This window comes from Stieleria varia (genome assembly GCF_038443385.1).
Taxonomy (GTDB): domain Bacteria; phylum Planctomycetota; class Planctomycetia; order Pirellulales; family Pirellulaceae; genus Stieleria; species Stieleria varia.
Map to the genome: position 1 here is coordinate 2,858,263 of NZ_CP151726.1, position 26,089 is coordinate 2,884,351.

General features: G+C 55.7%; 14 protein-coding genes and 1 riboswitch. Of the genes, 11 read left to right on the top strand and 3 right to left on the bottom strand.

Annotation, left to right across the window (positions count from 1 at the left end; all coding sequences use genetic code 11):
• Positions 1-93: 93 nt before the first annotated feature.
• Positions 94-6,594 carry a dockerin type I domain-containing protein gene (locus tag Pla52nx_RS09585; protein ID WP_146519168.1) on the bottom strand — a complete coding sequence of 2,167 codons (6,501 nt, stop codon included), beginning with the start codon at positions 6,592-6,594 and terminating at the stop codon, positions 94-96.
• A gap of 1,059 nt (positions 6,595-7,653) precedes the next feature.
• Positions 7,654-7,713: riboswitch (guanidine-III (ykkC-III) riboswitch) on the top strand.
• Between the two features lie 21 nt (positions 7,714-7,734).
• Between Pla52nx_RS09585 and Pla52nx_RS09590 the strand changes: the two genes are divergently transcribed.
• The 4 genes from Pla52nx_RS09590 to Pla52nx_RS09605 all read left to right on the top strand — a co-directional run bounded on the left by Pla52nx_RS09590 (position 7,735) and on the right by Pla52nx_RS09605 (position 13,322).
• On the top strand, positions 7,735-8,052 hold the full coding sequence (locus tag Pla52nx_RS09590; protein WP_146519167.1) for a DMT family transporter: 318 nt from the start codon (positions 7,735-7,737) through the stop codon (positions 8,050-8,052).
• A gap of 146 nt (positions 8,053-8,198) precedes the next feature.
• The gene (locus Pla52nx_RS09595) at positions 8,199-9,287 is read left to right on the top strand and encodes a WD40/YVTN/BNR-like repeat-containing protein (RefSeq protein WP_146519166.1); all 1,089 of its coding nucleotides are present in this window, start codon (positions 8,199-8,201) and stop codon (positions 9,285-9,287) included.
• Positions 9,288-9,643: 356 nt separating this feature from the next.
• The gene (locus tag Pla52nx_RS09600; protein ID WP_146519165.1) at positions 9,644-11,626 is read left to right on the top strand and encodes a tetratricopeptide repeat protein; all 1,983 of its coding nucleotides are present in this window, start codon (positions 9,644-9,646) and stop codon (positions 11,624-11,626) included.
• Between the two features lie 760 nt (positions 11,627-12,386).
• The gene (locus tag Pla52nx_RS09605; protein WP_146519164.1) at positions 12,387-13,322 is read left to right on the top strand and encodes a response regulator; all 936 of its coding nucleotides are present in this window, start codon (positions 12,387-12,389) and stop codon (positions 13,320-13,322) included.
• Positions 13,323-13,537: 215 nt separating this feature from the next.
• Here Pla52nx_RS09605 and Pla52nx_RS09610 read toward each other — a convergent pair whose 3' ends face one another.
• Complete coding sequence (locus Pla52nx_RS09610) at positions 13,538-14,680, bottom strand: dienelactone hydrolase family protein (protein WP_146519163.1); 1,143 nt, start codon at positions 14,678-14,680, stop codon at positions 13,538-13,540.
• A 329-nt stretch (positions 14,681-15,009) separates the two neighbouring features.
• Positions 15,010-16,398, bottom strand: a complete 1,389-nt coding sequence (locus Pla52nx_RS09615) for a Gfo/Idh/MocA family protein (RefSeq protein ID WP_146519162.1) — start codon at positions 16,396-16,398, stop codon at positions 15,010-15,012.
• Between the two features lie 1,047 nt (positions 16,399-17,445).
• Between Pla52nx_RS09615 and Pla52nx_RS09620 the strand changes: the two genes are divergently transcribed.
• The 7 genes from Pla52nx_RS09620 (at position 17,446) to Pla52nx_RS09650 (ending at position 26,068) form a co-directional block, all read left to right on the top strand.
• Positions 17,446-17,625: a hypothetical protein gene (locus Pla52nx_RS09620; protein ID WP_146519161.1), complete on the top strand. Its 180-nt coding sequence runs from the start codon at positions 17,446-17,448 to the stop codon at positions 17,623-17,625.
• A 42-nt stretch (positions 17,626-17,667) separates the two neighbouring features.
• Positions 17,668-19,434 (top strand): tetratricopeptide repeat protein, encoded by a 1,767-nt coding sequence (locus Pla52nx_RS09625; protein WP_231741843.1) that lies wholly within the window; start codon positions 17,668-17,670, stop codon positions 19,432-19,434.
• A 475-nt stretch (positions 19,435-19,909) separates the two neighbouring features.
• Positions 19,910-21,346 carry an aldehyde dehydrogenase family protein gene (locus tag Pla52nx_RS09630; protein ID WP_146519160.1) on the top strand — a complete coding sequence of 479 codons (1,437 nt, stop codon included), beginning with the start codon at positions 19,910-19,912 and terminating at the stop codon, positions 21,344-21,346.
• 180 nt (positions 21,347-21,526) lie between these two features.
• Positions 21,527-23,104, top strand: coding sequence for a phytoene desaturase family protein (locus Pla52nx_RS09635; protein ID WP_146519159.1), 1,578 nt, complete (start codon positions 21,527-21,529; stop codon positions 23,102-23,104).
• 10 nt (positions 23,105-23,114) lie between these two features.
• Positions 23,115-23,963: a lysophospholipid acyltransferase family protein gene (locus Pla52nx_RS09640; RefSeq protein ID WP_146519158.1), complete on the top strand. Its 849-nt coding sequence runs from the start codon at positions 23,115-23,117 to the stop codon at positions 23,961-23,963.
• Entirely contained in the window at positions 23,960-25,105 is a 1,146-nt protein-coding gene (locus Pla52nx_RS09645) for a glycosyltransferase (RefSeq protein WP_146519157.1), read from the top strand. The genes Pla52nx_RS09640 and Pla52nx_RS09645 overlap by 4 nt, the downstream gene beginning before the upstream one ends.
• A gap of 189 nt (positions 25,106-25,294) precedes the next feature.
• On the top strand, positions 25,295-26,068 hold the full coding sequence (locus tag Pla52nx_RS09650) for a phytanoyl-CoA dioxygenase family protein (RefSeq protein ID WP_146519156.1): 774 nt from the start codon (positions 25,295-25,297) through the stop codon (positions 26,066-26,068).
• Positions 26,069-26,089 lie beyond the last annotated feature (21 nt).

Genomic DNA, 26,089 nt, shown 5'->3' on the forward strand with positions numbered 1-26,089 from the left:
CAGGGGACTTGTTGCTGGGGACACAGCGATAACGCCGTGTTTGGGGGAGCAACAATTGATGATGTCCCAATTGAGGATCGGTAAAGCGGTAATTTATCTCGCGACTCGGAATTTCAATGTTGCATCGTCGCCGAGCAGCAAAATACCAAACTCGTCGCTAACTCGGTCAACTGAGTGAGGCAAATGGACACGGGCGCGATCCGGCGAGATTGCACTGGGCGTGCGGACGTCTTCGATGAATTCACCATCGGTCGTTTCGAAACGGATGACAAAACGTGTTGTACTCGTAAAGTGCTCACCGCTCAAATCAACCCAGGGATCATTCCGAAGTAGTGGAACCGCCCCATTTTCTGGGGCGGTCGTTACATTGAGAATCGCCATCAGGGACGAATTGGCGGGCAACGATGGCACATCCATCACGCCAAATCCATTTCTGATCGCGACGTAGAACCTGCCCTGGTCATCGAAAGCAAAATCACGGACTGTGATGGGACTGAGATGTTCTGACAGAATGCCCCCTGACACCGGGTTCAGTTCGACAAAGACTCCTTGGTCATTCAAAAGCCAAAAATGACCGGTCAACGGATGCCGACGAAGCTGTGTGAATCCCGGCGCATCGAACCGAGCAAGCAGCGTGGCGTCGATTGAGTCTCGCACCTCCACGCCGTGGGATGTCAGCAGCGTGAGCCGATTTCCATGCAGGTCCAGCGCCAAGGGAGCATCCACCTCATCGGGCAACGCACGACCACAGCTAGCTTGGTTCCAATGCAACCCAGGGCTACTCACGCAAACTCTCTTGTACGGAGCATTCACTAAATGGACGACTTGACCAGGAGGCACGTCTTGGAGTCCGAGCTTGGATGGAACGCGGACGAAATCGAAGCGACCATTTGTTGGGAAACCATCGACACGCATCGGCAATTCCTCAGGGCCACTAAGCCAATAAGTGTCGAATTCGAACTTCCGTCGCTCGACCGCCATGACTTGATTCTGAGGACCGATTGCGAGGTGAGAGATCGCGATGTCTCCCCGATCCACTGTTTTGCGGAAGCTTTCTTCGTCAGCATCTGCATGCACAACAGGGACAAACATGTCCACGGAGCTTTCGGGAGCATAATAGCTGCCAAGGTAGTCGGGAGACGTTAAGAACGGATCGATTATCTGAATGGGAATCGGTTCTTGGGCAGGAGCCAACACGTACGCATTTCTCGCTCCGACAGGAATGACGACATGTCGATTCGTGATTGGCAAAGTGACCTGCTGCCAATCGCCGTCGGCATGCGTTTCATAGTTCAGAAAGACTTCTGACTCTGTAATCAAGGCGTCGGGCAGCAAGTTCCACGACAGCCATTGTCCAGGATTGGCGCTTGGAAATGCGTTGTCCGGGATTTCACCGAAGAACGCGTTGCCTGTCACCTCGACCGAATCGCGAAGGATGACATGCTCATGACTGCCAGCGAGCAACCGGATGGGGCCGGCGATTTCCGCGAGGTTTTCGAAGATGACCGTGATTTGGTCGACCCCTGAGTTGGTTGACGTGTCTACGCGCATGGAATCCATTGGCAGAGCAGGGCCGTTGCCGATTCGAATCTGATCCCATCCAAGTAGGTCCCGCCCCTGTATCAATAACGAGTGCAGACCGTAACGACTCCCCAGCGATATGCGAGTCACTTGTGTCGCGGGTTCGAGTTGCCAGATCGAATGAGATTGATCTCCCAGAAACCATAACTGCGCATGCCGCGGATTATCAGTCCAGGCTCTCAGATGGGAAAACGACCCGTCGTCGTACCGGACAATGCTCGAAAGTGCGCTCGCGTTTTCTCCATCGGGGAACAGCGAACCGCGTAACGGTGGATAAACGACATCGCCGAGCGAAAAAGTCACGCCTTCGCCTCTCAGTCCGTCGATGGAGCCGGTCGAGTTTTCTGCAGTTGCAGTGAGTGTCTTGACCACGACATTTTCCCGCGGCGGTTCCACAAGCCGCTCAATGGGTAGCCGGATCCATCTACCCTTGGAGCCATCGACGGTGTTCAGATCGTCGTATTCGATGCCGTCTATGATTAAGCGAGTCGATCCACCGGACAATCGCTTTCCATAGACAGTCAACTGTCCGTTTCCAAGGTGGACCGACTCAATCACAGGTGCGATCAGCAATTGCAGGGGAACCTCGCCGCTGATCGATCGCGTCGTCCAACCGTAAAGCTGACTCTCGACCCCTATGACTGTGATGGTCGCTTCGCCCGTCTCTGAGCAATCAACGCCCGCGTCGCCCGGCGCTAGTGAATCCCCGTGACAGAACTGATGCTCAGCCTCAGGCTGGACCAATAGGGTTTCGCCTTCATTGATAACGGGTAGGTTCAATCCGAGGTCGTCGGTTCTTTCGGAGGACAAACTCCGAGCCGTGGCGGGCACATAAAGTGTGCTCTTCAACCTGGAAAGCTCAAACAGGATCGGTCCCGATTTGTCAGAGTCGACGGCGACGCGAAAACGATAGATCCCGGAAGCCGGGGCGCGGAAGACTTTCGTACCCTGAATGGTTCGAAGACTGTGACCGGACGCATCATAGACCGTCACGGCCAACGAGCCGGGCGCCTGCATCGTCAAGAGAAACCCCTCCTGTTCCTTCGCCTCAACCGCAAGGAAACGATCACTCGATGATTCGTCGTGAACCCATGTCAGTTGTTGGACAACATCAGGTTCAGGCAATTCGACCAGCGTGGCATCGTCAAGCGAATGCCCCGGCTCGATGAATACCGGGGGCCGGACCGGAATGCCGCCAAGCGTCAGCGCAGAATGCGACACGATCAATGAGTCGTCTGTGGGAAAATCGGAAATCACCTTCACCGATCCGTCCTGAGCACCTGCGGGCACAGTTACCGCGACGATGTCGTGCACATACTGTTGGTCATCACCCTGCACGAGTCGTTTTTCGGCGGGAATGCCATCGATTTCGATGCGGGCGTGCTCTGCGAGGCCCTTGCCGCCTATAAGAATCGTGCTGCCTGGCTTTCTTGGGTCACCGTACATTGCCATCAAGCTCGGCAGGAAACGCAGCTCCGTGGGTCGGGAGGCTCCCACGACTTTGATGGTGCCGGATACCATGTCTGGAGGCACCGTAACGATTGTGGACGAACTCGAAACGGTTTCTGTCCGCTCGTACGGCAGCGTCTTGAATCGCCCCGTAAACTCCACCACGGAGCCCTCAAAAATCTTGCTTCGATTAGCGGAGGAAATGATTTCGAGGCCAGCTCCTGGCGTCGCCAAAACCACTTCGCCGCTTGCAATGTCGGCATCGAGTTCCGTAGACCATTCGACCCCTGGTAATCGGTTGTACAAATACGAGTATCGAACATCCGCATTGCGTCCGACGGTTGGCACTTGATCGTCAATCAAGCGTTCATGGTATCCGTCAACCGTAGCAACTCGTACCTGAAACGTTCCAAGCCACTTTGCGATTGGGTACAAGTCCGTCCCGCCATCTGAATCCACTTTCAACGAATCGTCAGAGATCAAACCTGTCGAATCCAGTCGTGACATCCGGTACGAGGACGTGACTCCGCTGCTTCTGACGACAACCAACGGGGAACAGCAGAAGATCTGCTCAACCAGGGCAATTCCATCGATGGTCGGCACCAACTGAACTTCGCCTTGAACACTTGCTCCGTCACTGGTTTCGAAATCAGTGATCCAAAACTGACCTGATTCCGCATCGAGAGGAATCACGACAAGGAACTCGGTTCCATCTGAGCGTGGGATCCCCGCGACCCAATGAGACCCATCAAATCGAACTCGCGTGGATGGCAAAAAGCCACGGCCTTTCAATACGATCCTCTGGCCGGCATTCGCACTGGGGAGTGAGGCATCGGTCGGAACTCCCCTTTCTGCGGTAGCGATGACCGAGTCTAGCCGAGGAAGACTGCCGGTGAAGGTATCCGCATCTGGCAACCTCAGCGTTCGTAGAAATTCAAACGAGACTGCCATTCCGATCGGAGTGCCATCGGCAAGCACAGCGACATCGTTTGAGGCAGAGCCATCAATCACTGACGAATAGGAAACAGTACTTTGTGGCACATCAACGTCATAAACCTTGGCTGCGCGTATGACTTGGATTTTCGCGGACTGGCGATTGAAGTAGATTCGGTAGCCACGGAAATCGAAGTCGAATGCTCGTCGACTCAGCAATCGTCCATCGACCGCTGACAAAACGACAATCTCTTGAGAGCGTTCTTGTATTCCGTAAAACAGGTTCTCAGAAGGGTCATACGCAATCGAAGATAACTCGACTTCTGGTTCCAGGGTGAGAGAGGAGCGACTCTGGCCGCTAAACGCATCGAATAAATACAACACTTGTTGGCCAAGCGGGTGATAGGATGCTTGTAAGAATCCAATGGTTGGCGAGTTAAAAGTCTTGGCCTGAGAATGCAGCGTCGAATCAAGGTAGATGAAATGCTCAAAGCCCAACACATCGTCAACGTGTTCGATCCCCTGCAGAGTCACATCCTGAATGAAGCTTCCATCGGTGACGCTGTATTGTTCTAGTCGATGTCCGTTGGCTACCCAGACGCGATCGGGATTTGCATCCGCGGCCAGCCGATTCCGGAGTGTAAGATCCACATCCGTCGAGCGATCCGGAAGGTTGATCACCGAGAGAATCATCGGATCGCTGATGCCCACTTCGCTGCGGATCTGAAATCGAACGCGGCCGTTCCCTGCGGTGGACCAGTCCGGCCAAGACCAATCCTTTTGTCCATCACGGAGTGTTAAGTCCAACCAAGGCTGGGTTGCCTCGGTATCGGGAGTAAAAAAACGATACTGACCGCCTTCGTCAGGAACGCCAAAGGTGTGGAGTGAGTAGTCGTCGTAATCAGAGACCGGTAGCGTTTTGGTGAATCGAGAGATCAGAGGGACGATCGAAATCTTGGTCGCTTGTCGAGATCCTTGACGACGAATGAAAACATCCCCAGAGACATCTACGGGCAGCTCGATCGACGCCGAGGAGTCATCATCCGTTGGATTGGTTGCGGCTAGGGTCGCGATCTGGTTGTCAAGTTCGGGCGAATCGAACAGTTGAAAAAACGGATAAGACCCGAGCCGATCGCCGTGAACGGAAATCACCTGCCCCGGGTTTGCCGAAAGCACATTCGCTTCAACCGAAGCACCGAACTCCGCCGTGGCCACAAATCGATCGCCGGCTTCGTAGACTTCGCTGAAACCACCCAGCGTCGCATAACGCCAGCGGTCGGCTTCGAACGGACCGTGCCAATCACGCACCGTGTAGCTAGACTGGTCTGCAGGAATCACATGATTGGCGATCGCATAAGAAGTGTCTTCCAGACGCCTGCCAATATCCGAATCATTTGGGGCCAACTGTGGATTGCCGTGCAAGCCAGTTCCTACCACGGTGACGGAGGACGAGTTACTGCTCCCGAAATAGTCAGGATTGACTGAAAGCGATTGAACGGTCGGAACGATTTGTAACCAATAAGGTGTATCCAGCCCTTCGAGAATCAACGGTCCGGTGGTGGCGTTGATGGGGACAATGTACGTAGCCATTCGATCATTCGACAAATCACTCACGACACGAATTCGTTCGGGCTCAACACGCCGCGTCGTGGTGCCAATCTGGTCAACCACTGTGAAGGAGGCGAAGGCGTCGGAGGTGAACGCGGGCAGTTCGATCAACTGACCGGCATTTGCACTCAATTCTGCGGCAAGACGCGGGGTGCCTGAGTTCGCGATCAGAAGGCTCGATCGATCCGGCAAAACGGCGACGGTGGTTTCGAAGTCTCTCTGCAGCCGATTGCCTGCTCGATCCACCACCTCAGCCGTGACTCGCACAGGGTGGCTTCCCAACGAAGAGGAGGTCTCAGAGAGTGACCGAAAGTAAACGTCCGCGTCATGCTGATGACGCTCAATTCTGTCGATCACGATTCCACTCGATTCCATCGCAATGACTTCCAGCATTTGATCTGCGTGTTCGAAGTCAAAGTTGGCGTCCGTCACGGAAATTCGAAAACGCGAATCACTTGTTGCCCCCGCCTCTCGGATTGCAAGGACGGGGAGGGTCCGGTCCAGCGTGAAAGAATAAGAGAGAAGCGGAGACTCTTGCTGGCTCGTCCACAGTTTCACGTTGTAGCCCCCATCATCCAAAGGGCGACCAAGGGCGTTTTCTAACTGAATCTCAGTGAGCAGAAACGAACCGGTATTGGTTACGAAAACTGGCGATTCGTCTTGTCGTTGATCGGAATCGATGGTGAAGGTCAGCAGCGAATCGCCTAATCCTCGGATGCGTCCCATCAAGGCTGGCTGGCTGGTAACCCGGTCAAGACGGGATTGAGCGCCAGACCCCGTGTCAGTCACCAGCCGAAGCGTTGCCACAGCTCGATCCTTCCCCAGTTGATTGAGGACCATCAACGCATCGAGGGCGGACACTCGGTTGTCACGGTTGACGTCCATATGGAACGCACTGGAATGAGTTTCGCGGACTTTAAGCGAGTTCACGATCTCCAAGGCATCCAACGCCGTTACTTCAAGATCATCGTTGACATCGTGCGGATTCCCAGGATTGGTAGTCGAGGAAAACGGCAGAGGCATTGCGACCAATAAACGACGATCCTCAAGCCGCTGAACTCCGCTAACGAGCCATCGACGCCGCTGACCTCTATGATTCGGTTTTGTTGCCAAAGGACGTTACAAGCCCATCGCTTATCGCGGCGAATGGATTCCATGATCTGCGGCTTCAGAAAATGGTGGGCGAAATTCCCCCACCAACGATCACTTTACATGAAAGCCGCGCGTCATGAACCCCTCAGGTAATGCAAATTGCAAATGGTGCAAATGGTGCCACCCAATAAGATGGCGACTGCGACTGAGGGGCACCGGGGCGAGACGCCCAAACCCAGCAGCGTGCTATTGCAACAATGCCACGTCCGCGGATCGGTTGCCGGGATTCATTGTTGACAGAGCACTAAATGGATTACCGGAGGGAGTAGTCGAATTCCTCCCAGACACGACAGAGCAACGAGCTGTCCCAATAAAGTAGTCTGTCCTCCGTAAGGCTGTTGATGAGGCGTTCGTTGCTACCACGCTGTCTAGCATTCACGCGACTGAGTGTTGGTGTAGCGGCTACATTCGGAAAGCGGCGGGGAGTACGTGACGGAGGGAAGTTGCGTTTGAGCGGCTGAAGCCTGGACTCCAACGGGACTTCGACAGAGTTGGAGTTTGTCGATTATGCTCCAGCGCTTTTCATGGGGTGATCGCTTATTGGCCGATCCATGACTTCAGTGGAACCGGGATTACGGATGACGACGGGGTCGCTTGATGAGCGGGCTGTGTCGTCGTTTGCGTCGGTCTGACGACAGGGGTGTTGATCACGTGCTGAGGTGCGACCACCACGGGAGCGGAGTGAACCACGGGCGGAGCGGTCTGGATTGATTGGGTGTAAACCGGCGCGGCGAAGGTCGGCGTGGTCACGACCGGAGCAGGGTAAACGGGCTGCGAATGAGCGGGTGTGTGAGAAGAGTAGCTCGACCGACGAACCGTCGATGGCTGATAGGAGCGTGAGCGACCACCGAATGCATTGTTCAACCTGCTGGGGGCAGACCACTATGCCACGGTTGACCTTGCTTTGACGGCGGTTAAGAATTCCAGCAGTTATCGCTACTCCAGCCCGGACGAGACGCGCCGTACCCGGTCAAGACAAGACGACGCTCTACACAATCATGGAGATTCGTCATGGCATGGTTTCTGCTCGTGGTCGCCGGCATTCTTGAAGCCGGTTGGGCGGTTGGGTTGAAGTTCACAAATGGTTTCACAAAGCCGTTGCCGAGTGTCCTAACCATCATCGGTATTGTCGCCAGCATGTATCTATTGGCAGTTGCTGCCCGTACCCTCCCGATCAGCACTGCCTATGCCGTCTGGGTGGGGATCGGCGCATTTGGAGCGACCATTTTCGGAATGACGGTGCTGGGTGAAACAGCAACGCCGTTGCGTTTTTTCTTTCTGCTCCTCTTGCTGGTCTCCATCACGGGCCTGAAACTCACAAGCCACTGATTAGCGGGAATGATTGGCATTCTGTGGTGGTGTCACAATTCGCTTACAAAACATTTTAGAGTTCATCGATTTGAGTGACGATGTCTTCTGCCCATTTGACAATCGCAACACCCCGTCGAATTGAAAGTCAAAGCACCTTGAAAACGATGCCGAATATTCTAGGGCGACATCTGATTGTCGTCCTTTTTTTCTTGTCACTCGCCTCCGGAAATCTGACCGGACAAGATGTCCTACGAATCGAGTCGCAAGGGACAGGCGTTGAAGCATCGTTTCGAGGAATCGCGGTCCGTTCGGCGACCGAGTGTTGGGTGTCGGGGAGCGGCGGCACGGTGATCCGCACCACTGATTCGGGGCAGAAGTGGTCCGTTGTTCAAGTCCCTGGCTCTGAGGACCTCGATTTTCGTGACATCGCTCTTCCGCAACCTAACGTGGTCTTGTTGATGAGCGCAGGCCCTGGCAATCTGTCTCGCATTTTTCGATCCGACGACAACGGTGCCTCATGGTCCACCGTTCTAACCAATGATGATGAACGCGGATTTTTTAATGCGATTGATTTCTTTGATGCCGAGCGCGGAGTTCTGGTCGGTGATCCCATCGATGGGCGTCTCGATCTGTATCAATCTTCCGATGGCGGACAGAATTGGGTGGCTGGACAAGGGCCGAGAGTCAAAGAGGGCGAGTATGGTTTCGCAGCGAGCGGAACGAACCTGACGCTCGTCGCCGACCGCTATGTCTTCGTCGCCACAGGCGGCTCCATTGCCAGAGTTTTTCATTCGCAAGACCAGTGTAAAACATGGTCGATCGCTACGCCTCCAGTGACACATGGCAATGAATCATCCGGCATCTTTTCCATTGCATTCCGCGACACACAACATGGCGTCATTGTCGGAGGAGACTACAAGGCGCCGACGCTTGATCGAGGAAATGTTGCCAGAACTGACGACGGTGGTGTGACGTGGAAGCTCGCGGATTCTCCGCCAAAGGTGCCTCACAAAGCATGCGTTGGGCACCTCGCCGAAAACACGTGGCTTGCCGTCGGGCGAACCGGCGTTGCGATCTCGAACGATGATGGAGTTTCATGGCATCAACAATCCGATCAGTCCTATTACACATTTGATTTTGATCAGCGATCAGGAATCGGCTGGATGGCTGGCAGTGACGGGCGAGTGGCCCGTTTCTCTGTGACGCCGACGTCAAGAAACGCCAGTGACACTGGCGAGTCATTGTCGCATTGAGCTCATCCGACGTGGCGTTCAGGGTCAGTAGATGCGGAGGCTGGGGCATTCAGACGGTTTCTGATTTGGGCTCACGCGTTGGAGATTCTTGTTGCGTCACGTGAATGATCCGCGACGGGCCTTCATCGCTGAATGCGTTATGGACGTCAGACACAGTAAATTGAAGCGAGTGAGAACGACAGCGGAACACATGGGACATTGATGACTCGAATGCTAGCAAATTGAACTTGGGATTGGGCTGATGTTCCAATGCTGGACACGTGTTATGTAATCCGCGATAGCGTGTTGCCAACGCGGTGAATAGCGGTTTGCTCAGTTGCTTTTTTCCTGGTACGTACGACGAAAAGGAGTTTCCGGTGGGAAAGACATCCAAAGGAAAAGGGAAGCCAAAGAAACGCATGCTGCCAACGCGGCGGCGACAGCGGGCATCTTCTCGTGTGATGGAAGTCGTGACGCGACTGAGCCGAAACCAAGAGGCTCGAGTCAGCGACGCCCACGCAATGATACTCAAAGGCAGGTATCGGGACGCTCAGGCAATTCTAGAACGACTGGATCGGCAAGGCACCTACTTGGCCGTGATCGAAGCCTTGGCAATGTTGTACGAACGCACCAACCAGCACGACCTATGTGCTCACCATGCCAGTCGGTTGATGCGTTTGACACCCAACGACGCCGAAATCCTGTTGCTGTTCGGCAAGGCCTCCACGTTCGGTTCTCGAACCGCCGTGGCACTCCTGGCGCTTCGTCAATTTCTCTCCCGCTGGCCCGATCATCCTCAAGCCAACATTGCTCACGAGTTGCTGGGGCCGGCCGAGGTGGAAACCAAGTCGCGACTCAAAATGGCGGGGTTTGAATACAACGAACGAGGATTGCGTCTGCAATCGCTGCACGAACAGTCCATTGCAGCGCTTTCGCTGAATCGCTTTGACGATGTTCAGCGACTCTGTAAAGAACTGATCGCCGAAGCCCCCGAGTTTTGCTCCGCTCGAAACAACTTAGCGATCTCTCTGTTTCATAGCGGCGATCTGGAACAAGCGGTGAAGGTGGCGGAGGAAGCAACTCGTGTTTTTCCAGAGAACTGGTTCTCAAGAATTCTGCTGACCAAGCTTCGTTTTCTCGGTGGATTTGCAGATGAAGCAGAGTGTACGGCATTCGCTGAGGAGCTTGTTTCCAATCCTCCTGATTCCCAAGACCCGATCGTCGCTGCGGAAGAGTTATTGTCAATGATGGGTAAAGACACCGAACTGCTGAAGTTCATCGAGTCCATCCCGCAATCGTTGTTGGTCGACGATATTCCTCAAGGAATGCACCTTCACTTTGAAGCGTATGTACGGTGTCGACTCGGCGAGCAATCACATGCCGAACGGCTTTGGACGCGTGCTGCCGACCTATTGCCGGGCGGTGGTGAGGCGTCCGAGAACCTCGAGGATTTGCGAGCGAGGGCAGGGCATGCGCCATGGCCCGGTTCGATGGCTCAATGGTTGCCTATAACGCGAATGCGAGAGTGTTCGAAAATTCTCCGCTCGGCATCCAATTCGACTTTGGCTTCCGGACAGACGAAGTTGCTACCGCATTTCTTGGACCGGGGAGATGAGGCGCTGAGAACATTCGCGGTGGCGTTCGCCCTAGCAAAGGGTAGCAAGGAGGCGTTGGAGCACCTCAAGACGTTTTCCATGTCGGATCGCGGCTCAGACTCCTTGCGACATAAGGTGTTGTCGGAGCTTTGGAGGCGCGAGTTCGTCGATGAAGGTCCACATCCATTCTTCGCGCGTGGAAAATGGAGTGAAGTCGCCTTTCATCAGGCAGAAATCATTGAGGACTCGGTCGGGGCAAGCGACTTCCCTCAAGTCAACGAACTGATCGCAGAGGGAGTGGACGCACTGTATGACGAACGATTCGATGATGCCGAGAGGCTTTTCGATGAGGCGTTGAAGATTGACCCACTCAATCCCAACGCGGCGTACAACAAGGCGTTGGCGTGGCTTCAACGCGACGACGATTTTTCTGTCGAACGTGCGACCGCAGCGTTTAGCGAGATACATAAACGATCGCCGGACTACATTTTCGCTGGTTTGGCCCTCGCGAGTCTTCTTGCTAGAGACGGAAAGCTGGAGGAGGCGAACGAGAAAATGTCACTCTACTCGCTTCGGAAACGCCTGCATATTTCCGAAGCAAAGGCGTTGTATGTGGTTCAAGCCGAAATCTTGATGCTGCAAGGAAATCTGGAGGGCGCCGAGACTGTTTACCAGTTGGCGAGAGACATCGTCGGAGACGATCCGCAAGTGGTCGCGATTCGTGAGGCTCTGGATTCCAAAATTTTCATCGCAAAACGAGGCTGATGAAAAAAGAGAGTCTCGGCTCGGGGCGTATGGTTTGTGTTTGGGCGTATGATGGTTCTCGTTTTGGACTCGGAGAGTGGAACGAGAATCGTCGCTCCACTTTCCAAGTCGACAGCGTGCCCTGTCGAACATATGCCAATTCCGAACGCTTACTTGCTCAGACGGCCCTCTCCCTCACGTTCGCCTAAGGAGCTGTCCTGAATGAAGTTCCAGGTAGCGAAACTCGTCAAGAGTTTCGGCAGCGTGCAAGATGCCGAAAGTCTTGTCAACTTTCGCTACGGGCAAATCGGAAGTCATTTCGGGACAATTCCTAGACGGCTAAGCGTGGGCTGTTCAAAATTTGGTGTTGACATTGTTTTTCCAGTCCATGTTTTTGTCCCATTCATCGCAATCAGAGTGAGCCTCAGGCGCTAGCCGTGGGCCGGCACCACAATCCGCCTCAGGCCCACGGCTAGCGCCTCAGGCCCACGGCCTAGCGCCTCAGGCCCACGGCCTAGCGCCTGAGGCCCACGGCCTAGCGCCTGAGGCCCACGGCTAGCGCCTGAGGCCCACTGCTAGCGCCTCAGGCCCACGGCTAGCGCCTGAGGCTCACTGGGCGCCACCAGCTGCGCCGGGAGAGGTGACAGAAACTTGCGGAGCGCCTTAGTGCCACAACCCCAAATTTTGTACAGCCCAGACTGGGCAGCCCGGCGTTGCGGTGTCTTTCTTTTTCACCATTTGGGGGTCAAATAGAGACCTTCGCGGGCAGGGACCGAAGGGCGTGATTAAGATTGAGGCTCGTCTGAGAGAGTACGCTGAAAAGATGATTGAGATGCCGACGATCCTACTAGTTGATGACAGCCCGACACAGATCGTGTTTGCGCAATCGGTTCTGCAAGAACATGGGATATCGATCCGTTCGGCGCAGCATGGTCGAGACGCGTTGGACGTGATGAATACACATCATGTCGATGTGGTCGTCACCGACATGCAGATGCCGGTGATGGACGGTTTGGACTTGATCCGCGAGATGCAGATTCAACATCCCGCCATCCCTGCGATCCTGTTGACCGGACACGGCAGCGAAGGCTTGGCAGCGGAAGCACTCAGTGCGGGAGCTGTCACATACCTTTCCAAAGAACACATCCACATTCAGCTTCGCGACACAACCCACCGAGTGCTACAACTCGCTCACGCCCATACTCAGGCGATGAAGATCAAAGGCGTGTTGCGGCGATCCGCTTTTGAATTCGCGACCGACTCATGTATCGACCGGATCACTCCGTTGGTTTGCTTGCAGTTGCAGATGATGACCACCATGCGGTTGCTGCACACGGGGCATCGAATTCGGATCGCGGAAGCGTTGCATTACTTGTACTACCACACGATGCTGCACGAAAATTTAGAATTACCGATCAGCAAGACTCCGCTATCCTTCGCGCAAGCCATGTCGCATACCGACTCGATGCGACATGACAAAGACACCGTCCACAAGTTGCAGCGAGCGATCTCTGTCTGGATCGATGCCAACGACGATGCGTTGACGATCACTCTGGCACATCAAGGGTTAGGGGGTTCATTGAAACAAGGTCCGCTGCCTGGCACACCTGACAGTTTTTCTGACGAGCGAGCCCGCGGCATGCTGCTGTTGACGAGTTTGATGGACGAAGTGTTCATCAACCGCCGAGGCGAAATCATGCTGATCAAGCGGTTATGAGTTTTGCCTTCGGTTGCTGGTGGGGCAGGTTTGTGACCTGCCAAACTGATAGCGGCAGGTTGCAAACCTGCCCCACGTTGGATACCGGCGCACTTGGTCGTGGGATTCGCCGGGATTTCTTTCGCCAAGGATTTCTGGCGAAAGCCACTACGCCATTTCTGAACGGAAGCGGTTCTTGTGCGTCACGGGTCAGAGCGTTTCGTGACGTCCTACGTCTAATCGTGTTCTTTGAGAAACTTTTCAAAGAACGCATAAATGATCGCATTGGATTGCGGATTGGGTGAGTGCTCATCGCGGTTGCTCATGGCCACTCGGTCCTCGTATCCGAGTAACCGATTGACTTGGATTGAATGATTGAGCGCCTCCCAACGTTTGGGCGGATCTTCGCTGCCTCCGGAAACGAGAAAGGGGCGTGGGGCCATCAAAGCGTGCAGTTCATGCAAGTCACGGCCGGCGGCAACCATCTCCGGGTAACGGCCTCGTGAAGGATTCTCTTGTGTGATCATTCCGCGTGGACGCCAGGGCGGGGGATGGTATCCCAGATACCAGGGCTCCCAATAGTTGACACTACCGCGTTGCTGGTCGAACACGATGCCTGGGTCGGACCATGCGGCACAAGCGAATTTGTCAAACAGGCATGACGCAAACATGGCCCACTTTCCGCCAAACGAGTGCCCCATGATGCCGATTCGATTCGCGTCCACTTCGGGACGACTGGCCAAGACGTACCACGCGTTGGCTGCGGCGTAGGCCAGCATCGAAAGCGGCTCGACGGTCGCGTCATCGATGCTCGGATGGTAGATCGCATACGTTTTTGCTTCCGAGGCTTCTGTGGTACCGATGGAGAGAGTGACAAAGCCACGTCGTGCGAGTTGCAAGGCAAAGTCTCGATCCGCTTTGCCGCGTCCGATCGCCGTTTCGGGCTCGTAATAAACGACCACAACGGCGGGATGCGGGCCATCGCCCTCTGGGATCAGTAGATAGCCGGTTGTGGTTTCGTTCGGCGTCCATGCAAAGCGAATCTGATGCTGCGTCAAGTTCTCACGACTGGTCGATGTCAGCACTTTGACTGAAGGCTCAGTGATCAATGGCGGCCATTTCCCCAACAGCTGTTCCCATTGATTGGCAATCTCCTGTCTTCGCTGCTGCCACTGCTGGGCATCGGTCACACGGCGTCCGTCGGAAAACAGGAGCGGCGAACGGTAGTCACCAAGTTTCCCCTGCCATTGGACCGGTGGCGTGAAATAGGACTTGAGGTCGACGTCCGAATCCGACGAGGTGGCGGCGGGCGTGGAGTCCTGGCAGTACGCTGACGCTGCGCCTAGAGACATGATCAGCAGAAGTGTGGTGATTTTCATCGGCCTGTTTTCATCCTATGTCGTTCGACTCTCCGAGTCGAAAAACAAGTTTGGGATTGTCAGAATGTTTGGCGGGGAACGCTTTCGACTTGGAAAGTCGAGCGACTGTCGTTCGACTCTCCGAGTCGGTTCGCTTGCGTTGGACGAGTCAACACAGTTCGTTGTCTTTGTCGTTTCAAAGCAACGAACTCAAGGGTGCGATTGGTTGATTGAGTTCCGTTCACGGCTTCACCCAACTGCATCAACCACTGTCGTCGCACAAAAAATGCCCCCCGCGATCGTCGTCGGACGCGGGGGGCAGCATTCGATCGTGCGATGGGAATCGCGAACTACAGGTACTCGCGTTTCTTGACCAAACCGGGCATCGGCACGCTGTACTTGCCTTCCGCGTTGGCTTTCAGCGGCGATTCGCTTTGCAGCGTCAGTTGATCGATGCCGGGAGCGAACTCGTGGTCCAAGCTCATGAACTGCTCCAGCGTGATCTCTTGTCCGGTGTGCGCCGCCATGCGGCCCATGGACGTGACTGCGCTGGCCATGACGCCACGTTCGACTTCGTTGTACGGGGTGTCAGATCGGATCGCCGAGATCAAATCGTCCCATTCGACTTGATAGGGGTTGGGCTCAGGTTGAGGGTACGCCCACAGCAGCTTGTCCTGGTCCATTTTGTGGCCTGAGTAGATACGTGCTTTGGCCGGCGTGTGGGAAGCCGATGAAATCACGGCAAGACCTTTGGTGCCGTGTGCGTAACTGGCGAACTCGCGTTTGCATCCGGGAATGGTCCGCCCATCGACCATCAACTTGGTCCCGTCGCCGAAGGTGTATTCGATCGAATAGGAGTCAAAGTTTTGGTCGACCATGTCTCCACGGTAGTGGCGACCGCCGCAAGCGATCGCGCTGACGGGCCAGTCGTTCTTCATCCAGCACGACTCATCAATGTTATGGATCAAGAAATCGCTGACGGCGCCGCCGCTGAGCCAGAGGAAGCCGTGGAAGTTTTTGATTTGGTACAGCAACTCACTGAGATTGGGGTCTTCGTTCGGTTTTGCCGCAGCGGAACCGGTCGGTCCCGCCATCCGATAGGCACGCATCATGGTGACGTCACCGATCTCGCCGTCTTGGATTCGTTGGAACAGTTCTTGGCGAGCTTTGCAGTGACGGCACATCAGGCCGACCGCGACTTTCAGGTTCTTGTCGATGGCTTTCTTGTTCAGCTCCAGCATCCGAGCCGAGGTGGGGCCGTCCACGGTGACGGGTTTTTCCATGAAGACATTGAGGCCTTTCTCGATCGCATAGGTGAACTGCACCCAACGAAACGCCGGCGGAGTGGCCAGGATCACGATGTCGCCCGGCGAAAGGCAATCCATCGCTTGCTTGTAGGCGTCGAAGCCGACGAATCGGCGTTCCGGAGTCACGTCCACCTTGGACGCCACGGCTTCGTTGCTGGTGATCGATGCAAGGCGAGTGCTGATGTGGTTGTCAAAGACATCGGCCATTGCGACCAATCGGATCGGTCCGTTGTCGACCGATAGTGCGTTGAGAGTTGCACCGGTACCTCGACCTCCACAACCGATCAGAGCAACCTTGATCTCGTTTTCTTCTGCTGCATGCACGCGTTGTCCCGCCGCGGCGATCAGCGTGGCTGCCGCAGCCGTTTTTCCAGTGCGAGAGAGAAACGTACGGCGGTCGGTTTGAGGCTTGGCGTTTTGAGGGTGGTTCATGGTGGGCTCTGCGGAGAGAGTGGGAAGTAGGTTTGACATATAAGGAACGGTGAGAATGCCAGAGGCATCTAGTGCATCGTCCAGTCTTGGAACGTGGGTTTGATAAATGAGCCGTTTTGGCGTTAGCCACGGTTTTCGCGACTCAACCGTGGCGATCGCCAAAACGGCTGACCCTGGACTGCTCAAAGTTTGGTGTTGTGTCTTTTTGGTTTTGCGCAAGTTTATGTCCCTACTGCCGACGCAGCCGGTGGCCCCAGTGAGCCTCAGGCGCTAGCCGTGGGCCTGAGGCGGATTGTGGTGCCGGCCCACGGCTAGCGCCTGAGGCTCTGCCGGCGCAGCCGGTGGCCCCAGTGAGCCTCAGACGCTAGCCGTGGGCCTGTGGCGGATTGTGGTGCCGGCCCACGGCTAGCGCCTGAGGCTCTGCCGGCGCAGCCGGTAGCCCCAGTGAGCCTCAGGCGATAGCCGTGGGCCTGAGGCGGATTGTGGTGCCGGCCCACGGCTAGCGCCTGAGGCTCACTTTGATTGCGATGCATGGAACAAAAACATGGACTGAAAAAACAATGTCAACCCCAAACTTTGAGCAGTCCAGGCTAACCCCAAAATCAAGACTGGACGATGCACTATTGGTCTGGGACAGCTAGAAGTTGGGGTTTGCCGTAGTGGATCTTGCCAAAGATCCCACGGCTACAGGATCTTGAACAAGATCCACTACCCTAAAGTTAAGTTGTCCCAGACCACTAGAATAACAAACGCGCCGCTGAAATGCAGGTTTCTGTTGGTAAAGCCAACCAAGTGTTGGTTTCATCGCGGGTGGGGCACTCTCGGTCGACGGAGTGACGGATTTCGGCCAAGGGTGACTGACCTACGACGGAATCGGCAAGCCGCTATCACGCTGCCGCGGATGAATAATCAAGGAAAAACGTGATCGGACCGACTCGCGAGGCAAATTGCAGACCGGCTACTTGCGTTGCAGACCGGTTCGAGGAAGAATGGAAGGCTTGTTGCAGGCCTGCCCCCCCCACCTCACTTTTTGATCGAGCAATTGTAATGACACGCTTGGTTTATTTGTCCATGTTCGCTTTCGCCCTTTGTTTCTCGGCTGTTGGTTGTGGAAGTTCTGGGAATACCGTCATCGAAGACACTCGATCGCCGGCTGAAATTCAGCAAGAGCTGGATGATTACGACAAGCAGATGGAAGATGCAGCGGCATCGGACGTCAAGAAATAGTCCGCTACGTCAATGATTTTGTAGAACGCACGGCGTTGATTGATGGCTAGACGCAAGAATCGATTGCACTCTGACCGTCAAGCGTCCACAGGCCAGGAGATGCCCTCCTCTGGCAGTGTTTTCACAAGTCGTGCTTCGTTTGCGATCCTCCTAGCGAGCATTTGCGGGCTCGCTTTTTTTCTGCGCCTGCTGCATGTCTTGCAGACGTTTGAAGTCCCCACGTTGGTGCGGCTGCTTGGTGACGCCAGGGGGTACGTTGACTGGGCGGTCAGAATCAGCGATGGCGACTGGTATGGCACCGAGACCTTTTACCAAGCTCCGCTCTATCCGTATTTCTTGGCGGTACTGATCAAGATCTTCGGCCCCAGTATCACCGTGATCCGGCTTGTTCAAATGGTGCTGGGCGTAGCCGGTGTCGGCCTGGTTGGTCTCGCGGGGCGTAAGTTGTTTTCGGAGAGAGTTGGGCTGATTGCGGCATTCATGCTGGCTGCCTATCCGCCTGCGATTTACTACGACGGCATCATTCAAAAGGCTGCCCTGGCCACTTTTTTACTGTGTGCCCTGATGGCGTCATGTGCCTATCTGCAAAGTGAGTCGCGATGGTGGCATGCGGTCATGGCTGGTGTTTCGTTGGGCCTGTTGGTGCTGACGCGAGAGAACGCCTTGCTGTGGACGCCGCTCATTCCGATTTGGATTCTGCTGGGGATTGGCGAGACGAGTCGACACCGATGGATGCTTGTTGGTTGCTACGCAGGCGGCATCGCATTGATTTTGCTACCTGTCGCGGCGCGAAACGCTTCGCTGGGTGGCGAGTGGTCGCCGACGACGTTTCAAGCGGGACCCAACTTTTACATCGGCAACAATTTGGATGCCACGGGAATCTACGTTCCGTTGGTTCCAGGTCACGAGACGCCCATGTATGAGCGAGCTGATGCTCAGCGTTTGGCTGAACAGGCGGTCGGGCGTGAGCTGTCTGCCCGCGAAGTCTCAAAGTTTTGGATGTCGAGGGCTTGGCAAGAAATAAGGCAATCTCCCGGTCGTTGGTTGCAACTGATGATCGCCAAGACGTTCATGGTCTTCAATCGCTATGAAGTCCCCGACGTGGAGAGCATGTACATCTTTCGTGACTATTCATTCCCGCTGAAGCTAAGCCGAATCTGGCACTTTGGCATCCTGTGTCCCTTGGCGATTTGGGGGCTGATCGCGACTGGTGAGGACTGGCGGCGGTTGTGGCTGCACTATCTGTTGTTGCTAACGATGATCGCCGCTGTTGTCGGGTTTTTTATATTGGGGCGATACCGCAACCCGATCGCGATTTTGCTGATTCCGTTTGCGGCGGCAGGTGCGGTTGAACTGTTTTTGAGAGTCCGGGAGCGACGATGGCGATCGACAGGCATTGCTGCTGCGGTCCTCTTGTTGTCCCTCATCGGATGTAACATCAGCGTGCACGAAGAAAGATCTCTGCAAGCCAGTTGTTACATGAACATGGGGATCTCGGCCAGCAAGGCGGGCGACCTCGCGACTGGAATCGAGTTGTTGCAAAGGGCAATCGCCGAGTTTCCTGAGATGGCAGAGGGTTACGTCAATCTTGGCAGGGCATACATGCTCAATCGCCAACCAGACCTCGCTGCCAAGTGCTTTCTACAGGCCCTGTTACTTGATTCGCGACTTGTGGGCGTGCATTTCCAGCTTGGCGAGGCATTGGAGTACTCCGGTGATCGCCAAGGCGCGATCGAGCAGTACCAGCGTGCCTTGGCGGTCGACCCATCGAATGTGAGAGCTGCAGAGTCATTGGAGCGGCTCCACTAGACGCGGATTATCAACGCGACTCACCACAGTCGTCGCTACACGTTTGCACGAGACGACTTGCTCGGATTGGCACGAAAACAGTCTGCGCCTATCAGCAGTCACCCGAGCGAGTCTCGCCTAGAACGCATGGTTTCACGTTGAATTTCAAGCGAAATGCCAGCACGGCGCTCCGCAAATTTCTGTCACCTCTCCCGACGCAGGAGACTGCTGACTAAATACTACTGCGAGCCGCAATGTTGACCAGCGAGTTGAGTTAGCCGTAGGTTGGCCACTCTTGGCCGGCATAAATCCACACAGACGGGCAAGAGTGCCCATCCTACAGTCATTGAATCCCCAGCACGGGCTAGAATCAACAAACCACTTGCGCGTCGCGGCTCACTTAATCATCGGCCCGCCGGCGTCCAATTTTCGCTGCGAAACGCCCGGTCGCACGGTTCGATCGAGTTGGTTCGCTGACCAAGGAGCTTCAGCAGATTTGGATTCATCAACGACGAATTGGCAAAGATTGCCCACGCCCCAGCGGTGTCGCCTGATTGGCGGCGCTGCCACGTTTGTCGCGCGGGCAGCCGACGAATTGGTCGCGGCATGCCAAAGTGACCAGCGCACCGACCCAGCCGAGACGATCGCATCCGAGCTGTTGCCACTGTGCAGCGCCCTGAAATTCATTCAGCGACGTGGCCGCAAGGTATTGGCGGACCGCCACTGTGGTTGGTGGGGACGTCCACTCTGGTTGTGGGGAGCATCCGCTCGTGTCTCTCGCGTGCCACACGGTCGCGTGCTGGTGTTGGGGACATGGAATTACCCAGTGTTGTTGCCCGGCGTTCAAGTCGCTCAGGCTTTGGCAGGGGGCAATCAAGTCTTTCTGAAACCCGCTCCAGGAACCGAGCGAGCGTCCGAATTGCTTGCCAAGTGCTTCTACGATGCGGGAGTTCCTGTGCATCAACTACAAGTGCTGGATTCGACCACCGAGGCTGCGGTCGCACAGATGAACTCCGGCGTGGAATTGGTCGTGCTGACGGGGGCTGCCGATACGGGTCGCAAAGTGTTGGCTGCCGCGGCGACGAGCTTGACCCATTCGATCATGGAACTCAGCGGATGCGACGCAGCAATTGTGTTGCCGGGCGCGGATCTCAAACGCGTCGTACGCGCTTTGGCGTTTGGTCTGAGGTTCAACAGTGGCGCGACGTGTATCGGTCCCCGCCGATTGATGGTGCCGCCTGAGTTCATGCCGGCACTGATGGACGCCCTGAAAGCTGAGTTTGCCGACGATGAATCCGTCGTGGTCCATCCGGCCGCGCGGTTCGGCGCGGCGTCCTTGATTCAGGACGCGTTGGATCACGGCGCCTCGGATTTGCTGGGCGTCTTTGACCGCGATCGATTGATAGAAACGGGCCAGATGCAGATCGTTTTGCTGGGCGACGTACAACCGGACCACGACATTGCATCGGCGGACGTGTTCGCCCCCGTGTTGTCGATCATGTCAGTGGAAAGTCTTCAGCAGGCCATCCAATGGGTCAACCAGTGTCCCTATCGATTGGCCGCATCAGTGTTCGGGCCCAAGTCCGAGGCATTGAAGGTTGCAAACCAGTTGTCGGTCGGAACCGTGATCGTCAACGACTTGATCGCCCCGACGGCCGACCCGAGGTTGCCGCTGGGCGGTCGCGGAGAAAGCGGCTTTGGTGTCACAAGGGGAGCCGAAGGACTGTTGGCGATGACCGTCCCCCGAGTCGTGAGTGTGCGAAAAGGCAACATCGCCCCGCATCTGGAACCCCGCCGGGCATCGGATCAGCAGTTGCTGGGCGGTTTATTACAGTTTTCACACGGCGGGACGCTGAAATGCAGGATTGCGGGACTCAGACGCATGGTGAAGGCGGGCAAAAACAGAGACAATCGCGATGGCGAGGCCTCGTGAGGGTACGTTGCCCAGGCGGTAGCGTCATGGTTCGCGATGCTTGTCGTCCAGTGGCCGCCAGCACCTGGACATCGACTCGACCATCCAGGGCTTGCCTCGCTGAACAATGTGTTGTCCGGTTCGCCGAACGCGGCATCCATCTCAAGTCGTCTCCACGGTTCGTTATCAAACGCTGAAAACATGATTGCAACGGATTCTAAATCACTTCAGGTCGTCGTCGTCGGTAGCGGTTTGGCAGGGCTATCGAGCGCCTGTGTGCTGGCCGCTCGCGGACATCGTGTCATCTTGGTGGACAAGAATGACTGGGTAGGCGGAAAAGCAGCGCAGCACACCGCCGACGGATTCCGGTTCGACATGGGGCCGACGATCCTGACATTGCCCAGCGTCCTGAAGCGTGTGTTCCAGGAAGCCGACCGACGGATGGAGGACTACCTGGAGATTCTGCCGCTCGATCCACAGTGGCGATGTTTTTTCGAAGCCAGTGGTGGGCACGAACGCGCGGTCTTGGATTTGGTTTCCGAGACAGCGACGATGAAAGAGAATCTGCAGCGTTTCACCGGATCGCAAATCAGTGGTGACGGCTACGAGCGTTTCCTCAAGATGAGCCAACAGTTGCACGGCGTCTCGGACCGATTCTTCTTTTGGCGTAGCGTCGGTGGCTTGATCGACACCATGGATGTCGGCGGTGCGTTCTCGGCCGCCGTTTTGAAAGATGTCCTGTCGCTGCGAATGGGAAAGAGTGTTGCATCCGTCGTTCGATCCTACGTCCCTGATCATCGCGTTTCGCAAATGATGGATCACTTCACCCAGTACGTCGGATCATCACCCTACGCGTCGCCCGCTGTGCTGTGTGGCATCGCGCACATGCAGACTCAGGAAGGCATATGGTATCCCGTCGGCGGCACCCGCGCGGTCCCAGAGGCTTTGTGCAAACTGGCAATGGAATTGGGCGTGGACGTGCGAACCAACGTCGACGTGCTGCGAATCCAAACGGCGGGAGATCGAGTCACCGGCGTGGTCACCACGAGCGGAGAAACGATCTCGTGCGATGCCGTGGTCAGCAATTGTGATGCAGTGCGTACGTATCGTGAGTTGCTGGACGACACACCTCAGAGCGACAAATTCGAAAAAGCACGCAAATACGAACCGGCATGCAGTGGTGTCGTGTTGTACTTGGGGTTGAACAAACGTTTTGACCAGCTGTTGCACCACAACTTTGTCTTCTCTCGTGACCCCGAAGAAGAATTCGACTACATCTACCACCGAGGCGAACCCGCGCCGGACCCCACCGCCTACGTGTGTGCTCCTGCGATCAGTGAACCTGCGGTAGCACCTGAGGGCGGTGAAGCCTTGTACATACTGGTCCACACGCCTTACCTGCGACCGCAACACAACTGGAAAGAGATGTTGCCCAAATATCGCGAGGTGATTCTCGATAAACTGGAAAGCTGCGCCGGTATGAAAGGCTTGCGAGACTCGATCCAGTACGAAGCATCACTGACTCCCGAAGGAATTCACAATCGCTATCGCGTGCTCAACGGTGCCATCTATGGTCTGGCCAGTCATGGCAAATACCTCGGTGCCTTCAAACCAGGGAATCGACGCAAGGACCTGCAGGGTCTCTATTTGGCCGGCGGTGCAGCGCATCCAGGCCCCGGAATGCCGATGGTGATGATGAGCGGTTGGATTGCTGCGGACTCGTTGGATCAAGACGTTCAGAATGGCAAGCTGGGTCGACAAGCCTCAGCGATGATTTGACGGCGGTTTGATGAGCACGAATGAATCGTCCGACAAACGTCGAACCCAAACAAAACCGACACCACCGCCCGTCGCCGATTGGCTGCAGAATGGTTTCCATCGCTTCCTCCGGCCGATGCTGCGCCGGGCATTTCATTCGATCGCGTTGGAACGCCAGTCTCGCCAACACACATCGGTCGATCCATCAGCCGCATTGATCGTGTACGCGAATCATCCGTCCTGGTGGGATCCGTTGATCGCACACTTTCTGAACCGAACACTTTTTAACAAGCGACAGTTTTACGCGCCGATTGATTCTGCAGCACTTGAGCAATACCGTGTGTTTGCCAAACTGGGATTCTTTGGCGTTCAAATGCAGTCGACATCGGGTGCCGCTGCATTCTTGAAACAGAGCACCGCGATCTTGAATGCCAGTCGCTCGGCACTATGGCTGACACCGGAAGGTCGATTTGCGGACTCACGAGACCACTCCGCGCCGTTGATGCCCGGGCTGGCTCACTTGTGTACCAAACTCCACGACGCAGTCGCATTGCCGATGGCGTTGGAGTACGTGTTTTGGGAAGAACGATTGCCGGAGTGTTTGGTCAAATTTGGTGAGCCGATCGCGATCGGCCATGACAGCGGATTGTCCAAGTCCGATTGGTCGCAGCGGTTGACGACGCGGCTACGCGACACTCAAGCAGAACTGTCGACACTGGCGATCGCGCGTGATTCAGCACCGTTTGAAAATCTGCTGCCAGGAAAGCGTGGCGGCGGCATGATCTATGACACCTTCCGTCGAGCCAAGGCATTGGCGACAGGAAAACGTTTTCGCGCATCTCACGGCGAACACTTCGAGCAATCGGAGCGTCCCGAATGAGCTTGACACTCGCGATCGCTGCTTTGATGTCCTCTGCATTGCCCGCAGCGATGTTCCTCAAGAACCTGCCGTTGTTTCGAATCGATTTGGCTGCCGGATCAGACGGTAGCGAATCAGACATAGATGCAAATACAACCGGTGTCTCCCTCCTGATTCCGGCGAGAGACGAAGCCCTGGGGATTCGTCAAAGCGTTACCGCTGCCTTGGCAAGCGTCGGCGTTGAACTGGAAGTCGTCGTCTTGGACGATTGCTCGACGGACGGCACCGCTGAAATCGTTTCCCAATTGTGCCGCGACGATCAGCGAGTCCGGCTGCTGCACGGCACGGAATTGCCAGACGGCTGGAACGGAAAGCAACACGCTTGTAAGTTGCTCGCTGATGCGGCTCGCTTTGACAACCTCGTATTCATCGATGCCGATGTCCGTTTGCAGCCCCACGCGATCGCTTGGCTGATCGCTCGGATGCAGGATACGGACGTCGCCCTGCTGAGCGCCTTTCCACGCCAAGTCACCGAAACTTGGCTTGAGAAATGGGTGATCCCGATGATGCATTTCATCCTGCTGGGCTATTTGCCACTGGATCAAATGCGACAGTCGACCAAACCCCCGTTCGCGGCCGGTTGTGGTCAGTTGTTCGTGACCAATAAAAGAGACTATCAGCGTGCGGGCACGCACGCTGCGATCAGGGAGTCTCGACACGATGGTGTGAAGCTGCCTCGTGCGTATCGAAACGCGGACATGATGACAGACGTTGTTGATGGGACGCAGCTGGCAAGCTGTCGTATGTACGACGGTGCCGGACAGGTCGTGCGCGGCGTCTTGAAAAATGCCGTGGAGGGCATCGCCAATCCAAAACTGATCGTGGTTTTCACGATGCTGCTGCTCGGCTGTAGCCTATTGCCAGTCGTTGCACTGGCCGTCGCCACTCTGCAACACAGCACGATTGCGATTGCTATATCCGGAGCGGCGATCGTGCTGGCCCACCTTCCCCGACTGATTGCTTGTCGAGTGTTGCAACAATCATGGTTGGGCGCATTTTGTCACGTCCCTGCAACGGTGCTGTTTGTCACCTTGCAATGGATCGCGTTGATCAATCACGTCACCGGGCGCAAAATTGCTTGGCGAGGACGCACCCAAACGTAGCGACCCCGATCTGGCATAATGTGTCCTGTACGCTGGAATTTGCGTACGTCAGCCTTTCCAGGCTGACCTACCCCTAAATAATGTCAGCCTACCCGTACGTCAGCCTTTCCAGGCTGACCTCACCCTTCAGTCGTGTCAGCCTGGAAAGGCTGACGTACATCTTTCCTCTCTCGCACATGGCACACGACGATGAATTCAATGCTGATTTGTGACCAATCGCTGCGTCAGTTCCAAGACGACGGCTATCTGATGGTTCGTGGTCTGTTTGATGCCGACGAGATGACCGGATTGCTGCGGTACAGCAAAGGGGACTCTGGGTTGGACGCCGACACGATCACGCGAATGGATTCGACAGGTGGCCAAAGTCGACTCGCTCTGCGAAACGAACTCGATCCTGGTTCCCCGTACGCGGCAGTCGTACGATCCCGACGGATGGCAGACACGATGCAGTACTTGCTCGATGCGGAAGTGTATCACTACCACCACAAGATGATGCTTAAAGAGCCGCGTGTCGGGGGAGCTTGGGAGTGGCATCAGGACTACGGATATTGGTATATGTTCGGCTGCTTGTATCCAGACATGGCCAGTGCGCTGCTGGCGGTTGATCGAGCAACCCGCGCAAACGGATGCCTCCAGGTTCTACGCGGCTCGCACAAGATAGGACGCGTCGATCACGGAATGTCGGGTGAGCAAGTCGGCGCGGACATGACGCGGGTCGAGCAAGCGATGAAACATCACGAATTGGTATACTGCGAGATGGAGCCCGGCGACGTTCTGTTTTTTCACGCCAATCTGCTTCACCGCAGCGACAAGAACGAGAGCGAGGATCCGCGCTGGTCTTTGATCTGCTGCTACAACACGCGTCACAACGATCCATTCATCTTGGGCAAGCATGCAAGCTATGAGCCACTGGAACGATTGGAGGACGAGGCCGTCCGACAGCGATTGACGACACTGGGATGATCTCGTCCAAACTCAATGCCC